Genomic DNA, 6,648 nt, shown 5'->3' on the forward strand with positions numbered 1-6,648 from the left:
CTGGTGCCCTTCGCGCTGGTGGGCGTGGGGCTCTGGGCGGCCTGGCGGGCGGGGCGAGATGCGCCGGGAGCAGAGCGGGCTTCGGCCCCCGTGGAACAGGAGCATCCGTGATGGCGGAGTCCCCGTCGTTGTCCCCGTCGTCCGCGAGCGACGTCGCTCCGCCGGATGCGCAGGCGCCCCTGGCGGTGCCGCCCGCGCGTGGCGCCTGGAGCCTGGCGCCGCCGGAGAACGCGAGCGCGACGGGCGACCGCATCGACGCGCTGCTGGCCACGAGCCATGGCTTCGACATGGCGCTGGCGGCGGTGATGCTCGGGTGGCTGTTGCTGGCGGTGGTGCGCTTCCGGGGCGCCCGGAAGGTGGCGCCGGACGGGGGCACGCGGCGCTCGCGGGCGTGGGTGCTGGGACTGGCCCTGGGCGTGTTCGGCGTGGTGGACGGGACGCTGTTCCTGGGCTCCCAGGGCTACCTGGACGACGTGCTCTGGAACTTCCGCGTCCCCACGGAGGATCCGCGCACGGTGCGCATCCAGATCAACGCGCACCAGTGGTCATGGGAGGCGCGGTACGCGGGCACGGACGGGGCCTTCGGCACGAAGGACGACGTGGTGACGTGGAACGACCTGCGCGTGCCGGCGGACGTGCCCGTCTGGGTGCAGCTGGTCTCCACGGACGTGGTGCACGGGTTCGCGCTGCCGGCCTTCCGCGTGAAGCTGGACGCCATCCCGGGCCGCGTGAACCAGACGTGGTTCCAGGCCGCTCGCGAGGGCGCGTGGGAGGTGGCCTGCTACCAGCACTGCGGCACCAGCCACTACCGGATGCGCGGCATGCTGACGGCGCTGTCCCCGGAGGCGTACGCGGCGTGGCTGCGCGAGGCGAGCCTCAAGGCGGTGCAGGCCTACGACCCGGATGACACGGCGGCCCACTGGGGCTGGGTGTGGAGGACGCCATGAAGGCGGGGGCGCTGCTGAAGTCGCTCTGGACGACGGACCCCCAGCGCGTGGCGCGGCAGTACCTGTGGGGCGGGTTCCTGTTCCTGCTGATAGGTGGCCTCCTGGCCATGCTCATCCGCTTCCAGTGGGCGTGGCCCGGGCAGCCGGTGCCGGGGCTCGCGTGGGTGCTGCCCGAGTCGAAGGGCGCGCTCACTCCGCCCACGTACACGGCCGTGTTCACGATGCACGGCCTGTTGATGATCTTCTTCGCGGTGACGCCGCTGCTCTTCGGTGCGCTGGGGCACTTCGTGCTGCCCCTGGCCATCGGGGCGAAGCAGATGGCGTTCCCCCGGCTGTCGCCGTTCGGCTTCTGGGCCTACGCGGTGGGCGGCGCGCTGATGCTGGTGTCGTTCGGGGTCCGGCTGGGGCCGGCGAGCGCGGGGTGGACGTCGTATCCGCCGCTGGCCACGCCCGCGTTCACGCCGGGGCTGGGGCAGACGCTGGTGACGGTGGCGGTGCTGTGCGTGGGCGTGTCCGCGTTCCTGTACGGGCTCAACTTCGTCGTCACGGTGGTGCGCTGCCGCGCGCCGGGGATGACGTGGGACCGGATGCCGCTGGTGGTGTGGGGGCTGTTCTACGGCGCGGTGCTCAACGTGCTGTTCGTGCCGGTGCTGGCGGCGGCCACGGTGCTCTTGCTCTTGGACCGGGTGGCGGGCACGCAGTTCTTCATCGCGGGCGCGGCGGCGGTGGGCGGGGGCGGCGACCCGGTGGTGTACCAGCACCTGTTCTGGCTGTTCGGCCACCCGGAGGTCTACATCCTCATCCTGCCCGCGTGGGGCATGGTGGGGGACTTCGTGGCGTTCTTCAGCCGCAAGCCCGCGCACGGCTACCGGCTGACGGCGGGGGCCATGGGCGTGGTGACGGCGCTGAGCGGCGCGGTGTACGCGCACCACCTGTTCACCAGCGGGATGGCGCCGGTGCTGGGGCGCACGTTCATGGTGCTGACGCTGCTCATCTCGCTGCCGGCGCAGGTGATGTTCCTCAACTGGCTGATGACGCTGTGGCGGGGCAGCGTGCGGCTCACGTCGCCGATGCTCGCGGCGCTGGCGACGATGGTGGTCTTCGGCCTGGGCGGCATCACGGGGCTGGCGCTGGGCGCGGTGGCGACGGACGTGCCGCTGCACGGGACGATGTGGGTGGTGGGCCACTTCCACCTGACGATGGGCGCGGCCAGCTTCCTCGCGGTGTTCGCGGGGCTCTACTTCTGGTTCCCCCGCATGTACGGGCGCGCGTTGGATGAGCGCATGGCCAAGGTGCACGTGCTCCTGAGCGCGGTGCTGTTCATCGCCGTCTTCGGCGGCCAGCTGGTGGCGGGCTACGCGGGGCAGCTGCGGCGGCTCTATGACCCGTACCAGTACACGTTCCTCGCGCACCTGCTCACGCTGAACCGGTGGACCAGCTGGGCCGCGTTCGCGCTGGGCGCGGCGCAGCTGGTGTTCGTGGTGAACCTGGTGCGGACGCTCAAGTGGGGCCGGGCCGCGGAGCCGAACCCGTGGCGGGTGGGCACCCTGGAGTGGATGGACGCAGGGCCTGGCGCCGTGGTGCTGCGCGGGCCGCATGCGCTGTCGCAACCGGAGGTACAGGAGCAACTGGGTCGCGACTGGATTGGCCAGGCGGAGCCGCTGCCCTCGGCTGTGCCCGTGGCGGAGCCGGTGGTGCCGCCGGTGCCCGGGGTGGAGGGCGCCGTCTAGCGGTGCTCCCAGAGGTCCACGCCGCCGGCGTCACCGACGGGGAAGCGGCGGACGAAGCGCTGCTTGAACCAGGGGCGGCTCTGCGGCGTGAGCTGCCACTCTCCCCGCCAGCCGAGGACGACGAAGCGGCAGGAGCCCAGCATGATGCGCAGGGCCTGCTGGGCCTCATCGGCGGAGAGGGCCTCGTCGGTGGTCTCGAAGCGGTCGCCGGTGCTCATGGCGTCCTGGAGCATGGTGGCGTAGCCATCCACGATGGGCGTGGCGCCCATGGGGAGCCGGCCCGCCGCGAGCGCCCAGCCGGGCTCGAAGGAGAAGAGGCATGCCTTGGGAGGCACGTCGGCGCGGAGGTGCTTCGCGAGCGCCACCACGTCCGGGGCCTGCAGCTGGGCGCTCTGGTAGACGTGCCTCGCGCCGGGAACGAACGCGATGGCGAGCAGGAGCGCGGCCACGGCGTGTGAGGCGGTGCGTCCCCAGCGGGTGCTGAAGGCATGGAGCACGGAGGCGCCCAGGCCCGCGAGCACGGCCTCCGACGCGGCCAGGTGCGCGTTGTACTGGTTCCAGTAGGTCCGTGACGCGAGGAACAGGACCACGGTGAGGGCGAACGCGCAGGCGAAGAAGCGCGCGGCGGGGCGGTGCTCCGGAGCGGCACGGAAGGCGCGCACGCACGCGGTGCCCAGGCCCACGAGGGCGAGGAGGACTTCGCCCCACCGGCGCTCGTGGAAGACCTCGCGCAGGCGCAGCCAGCGGTCCAGCTCCCCATCTGGGGGACGCACGGCCTGGAAGGTGATGACGTCGCGGAAGAACTCGGAAGGGGCGAGCGCGGCCAGGGGGCCCACGACGACGACGAAGGTGGCGGACGCGACGAGCACGGGCAGGAGCGCGTGACGCCAGGACTCCTTCCCCGGGCGTGAGAGCAGGGCGGCGATGAGCCACAGCCCGCCCGGAATCTTCACGGAGATGGCGAGCCCCAGGAGCACGCCCGCGCCGATGCGGCGCGCCCGGGAGTGGGGGCCGGAGGCGAGCCAGAGGTTCGCGAAGCCCAGGCACAGGACGTTGAGCAGGGGCTCGAGGAAGGTGCCGCGCTCCACGAGGGCGGCCTCCGGATACGCGGCATAGGCGAGCGCGGCCACGCAGCCCGCGAGCGGCCCCCAGGCGCGCCAGGCGACCCGGCCAGCGAGGAACACGCACAGCGCGCCCACGGCGGCGGCGAGGTAGCGGCTGATGCCGTAGGCGGTGGCCGCGTCGAGCCCCAGCGTGAGCGCGGCGCCGGGAGCCCAGAGCAGGAGGCTTCCGGGCGGGTGGACGAAGATGAAGTCGCGGTAGGGCAGGTCCCCGCGCAGCAGGAGCGACGCGGCGGAGAAGTAGACGCCCTCGTCGTAGTCCATGGGGTAGCCCATGGCGCCGGAGCGATGGAAGAACGCCAGCGCGCGCAGCACCCAGGCGCCCAGCGCCACGATGATCAACGGCCAGAGGTCCAGGCTCCTTGATGCACGAGGAGGGACGGACGGGGACGGCGCTTCGAGCGGAGTGGGCGCGGGTTCCATCAGGGTCAGCGCGGCAGGCTACTACCGGCGGGCCGGGACGCACGCGGGGTTCTTGCCTCGTCACGGCATGGCGAGTCGCACGGGTGTGATGCCTGGAGGTGATTCGGTCGATGGGCGCCGCTCCGAGGGGCGGGGGGCCGCCCGGCTTCCTGGTGCTTTCCACCGGGCCCAGGCATGCGAGAGTCCACCCCCGTGAGCACGAACGACCCCGCGGGGACGCTGGCCTCCACGTCCCCCCAGCGCGACGAAGCGAACCTCTGGTTCGGAGTCGTCATCGCGCACGGCGCGGTGATGATGCTCTTCTGCGCGATGGCCTTCACCGCGGGCTTCTACCGGCTGCGCGGCTTCTGGCCTCCCGGGTCCGCGCGCCCTGATGCGCTCGTTCCCGCGCTGGCCGGGGGGCTCCTCGTCATCGGGGTCGTGCTACTGCACGTCGCGCTCCGGCAGTCGCGACCGGGCCGGCTCACGTTGGCGGGCGTGCTGGGCTCCGGGGCGGCGTTCCTTGCGACGCAGGCGGCCTGGCTGCACGTGCTGTTCTGGTACCGCGACCTGCGCATCCCCGACAGCGGCGTCTTCGCCTCCGCGCTGTATGGCCTGTCGGCGGTGCAGGCCGCGCATCTGGCGGTCGTGCTCGTGGGATTGCTGCGCGCGGGACTCCGCGTCTTGCGCGGTCAGGACGCAAGCGCTCCGTTGCGGCGAGCCTTGCCTGGCTGGTGGTGTTCGACGGTGATGTACGGCGTCCTCTTCGCGGTGGTGTACCTCCCATGAAGCCCATTCCCTGCTTCTCGTTCCGTGTGCTCGCCGTGCTCGCGTTGGGGGCGCTCGCTCCCGCGTGCCGCAAGGAGACCCCCACCTTCGAGCCCCTGAAGCTCGCGGACGGCACCGTCATCCCCGCCGCGACGCTGGCGCGCGGATACGACGTCTACACGCACTACTGCGCGTCCTGTCACGGCGAGAAGGGCGACGGCCAGGGCCCCGCGGGCTCCGGGATGCGGCCTCCTCCGCGCAACTTCCTCCAGGGCCTCTACAAGTTCGGCGGCGTGGCGGCGGGCGAGCTGCCCACCGACGACGCGCTGAAGCGCACGCTGCGGCGGGGCCTGCACGGCACACCCATGTTCGCGTGGGACGTGCCCCCGGCGGACGTGGACGCCGTGGTGCAGTACCTCAAGACCTTCAGCCCTCGCTGGAAGCAGGAGTCTCCCGGCGCGGCCATCGCCCTGTCCGACGACCCGTGGAAGGGCCGTGAAGCCGAGGCCGTGGAGCGCGGCCGCACCGTCTACCACGTAGCCGGCAAGGGCAACGCGGGCTGCGCCAGCTGCCACGTTGCGTACCTGCCCCGAGCGGAGCTCGCCGCGCTCACGGAGAGCGTCACCGGCCGCAAGGTGAACCTGGCGAACGCGGATCCGTACACGGCGCTGCAACGGGATTCGGACTACTCGCTCACCGTGGACGCGAAGGGGGAAGCCACGCAGTTCGCCAAGGTGCTGCCGCCGGACTTCCTCTTCCACCGCCTGCGCACCGTGTGGCCGCAGGACACGCGAGTGGAGGGACAGCCGTACACCGCGCAGGCCCAGCGCGAGGACCTCTACCGCGTGATGGCCGCGGGCGTCGGCGGCGCCGCCATGCCGGCGTGGAAGGGCGCCATCCCGGAGGAGAACCTCTGGGCGCTCGCGTACTACGTGCAGAGCCTCGTCGTGATGCACGACACCCGCGCCGCCCGCGACCTTCAGCAACGGTTGCGTGACTCGAAGGCGCAGCAATAGCGGATTGATGCAGTAACCTGAAAAGTAGGTCTTCCTGGGAAACTAATTCCCAGGCGTCGCGAAAATCCGGGCACTGATTTACCTCTTTTCCCGGAGTTTTAATCGTGACGACCTATTCCGTTCGCAGCGGCGACACGTTGAGCGGCCTCGCGCGGCGCTTCAACACGTCGGTGGTTTCGCTCCAGAAGACGAACCACATCGCGAACGCGAACCTCATCCGCGTGGGCCAGAGGCTGACGGTTCCGGACGGGTTCCAGGCGGCGCCGTCGAAGGCGGGCAGCTACACAGTGCGCAGCGGAGACACGCTGAGCGGCATCGCGGGGCGGCACGGCACGACAGTGGGCGCGCTGGCGAAGGCGAACCACATCGCGAACCCGAACAAGATCTACGTGGGCCAGCGGCTCACGATTCCGGGCGCGGGTGGGGGCGCGGCGCCGGTGACGTCGAAGCCGCCGCCGTCCGGGGGCGCTTCGTACACGGTGCGCAGCGGGGACACGCTGAGCGGCATCGCGGGCCGGTACGGCACGACGGTGGGGGCGTTGCAGCAGGCGAACCACATCGCGGATCCGAACAAGATCTACGTGGGCCAGAAGCTGACGATTCCGGGCCGCACGGGAGGCTCGGGCGGGACGTCGAAGCCGCCTCCGTCGACGGGGGGCGTGGG

At 71.8% G+C, this 6,648-nt stretch carries 6 protein-coding genes; 5 read left to right on the top strand and 1 reads right to left on the bottom strand.

Features of this window, described 5'->3' with window-relative positions:
* Positions 1-110 precede the first annotated feature (110 nt).
* Positions 111-947: a cytochrome c oxidase subunit II gene (locus D7V80_RS39735; protein WP_120592978.1), complete on the top strand. Its 837-nt coding sequence runs from the start codon at positions 111-113 to the stop codon at positions 945-947.
* The gene (locus D7V80_RS39740; RefSeq protein WP_120592983.1) at positions 944-2,677 is read left to right on the top strand and encodes a cbb3-type cytochrome c oxidase subunit I; all 1,734 of its coding nucleotides are present in this window, start codon (positions 944-946) and stop codon (positions 2,675-2,677) included. The genes D7V80_RS39735 and D7V80_RS39740 overlap by 4 nt, the downstream gene beginning before the upstream one ends.
* Here D7V80_RS39740 and D7V80_RS39745 read toward each other — a convergent pair.
* Positions 2,674-4,221, bottom strand: a complete 1,548-nt coding sequence (locus D7V80_RS39745; protein WP_120592979.1) for a glycosyltransferase family 39 protein — start codon at positions 4,219-4,221, stop codon at positions 2,674-2,676. The two genes, D7V80_RS39740 and D7V80_RS39745, sit on opposite strands and share 4 nt — an antisense overlap.
* A gap of 192 nt (positions 4,222-4,413) precedes the next feature.
* Between D7V80_RS39745 and D7V80_RS39750 the strand changes: the two genes are divergently transcribed.
* From D7V80_RS39750 to D7V80_RS39760, 3 genes are all read left to right on the top strand, one after another.
* Entirely contained in the window at positions 4,414-4,989 is a 576-nt protein-coding gene (locus tag D7V80_RS39750) for a hypothetical protein (protein WP_120592980.1), read from the top strand.
* Complete coding sequence (locus D7V80_RS39755) at positions 4,986-5,984, top strand: cytochrome c (protein ID WP_120592981.1); 999 nt, start codon at positions 4,986-4,988, stop codon at positions 5,982-5,984. Before D7V80_RS39750 ends, D7V80_RS39755 begins: the two co-directional genes overlap by 4 nt.
* 104 nt (positions 5,985-6,088) lie before the next feature.
* On the top strand, positions 6,089-6,648 hold a 560-nt coding region (locus D7V80_RS39760; RefSeq protein WP_120592982.1), incomplete at its 3' end, for a LysM peptidoglycan-binding domain-containing protein.

This window comes from Corallococcus sp. CA054B, from assembly GCF_003611625.1.
In the GTDB taxonomy this organism is placed as follows: Bacteria; Myxococcota; Myxococcia; order Myxococcales; family Myxococcaceae; genus Corallococcus; species Corallococcus coralloides.